At 61.2% G+C, this 255-nt stretch carries 1 protein-coding gene; it reads right to left on the bottom strand.

Features of this window, described 5'->3' with window-relative positions; translation table 11 throughout:
- On the bottom strand, positions 1–255 hold a 255-nt coding region (locus JOY50_RS28855), incomplete at both ends, for a POTRA domain-containing protein (protein ID WP_310738341.1).

Raw genomic sequence — 255 nt, 5'->3', positions numbered from 1 at the left:
CGTTGTTGCCAACGATGTTGATGTGCTGGATGGCAGCGACGGTGCCTTCGTTGATCTTGATTTTCAGCGCCACACGGTTGCGCGGCTGCGGTACCACTTCGGCGTCAACCTCGGCCGAGTAGCGGCCCTGGGCCACGTACTGGCGCTGCAGCTCGTTACGCACGCCTTCAAGGGTGGCACGCTGGAAGATTTCGCCTTCGGCCAGGCCCGATTGCTTGAGGCCCTTCATCAGGTCTTCGGTGCTGATCGCCTTGT

This window comes from Pseudomonas sp. BP01 (assembly GCF_022760795.1).
GTDB classification, from domain to species: Bacteria; Pseudomonadota; Gammaproteobacteria; order Pseudomonadales; family Pseudomonadaceae; genus Aquipseudomonas; species Aquipseudomonas putida_Q.
This window is presented reverse-complemented; position numbering and strand designations above follow the sequence as displayed.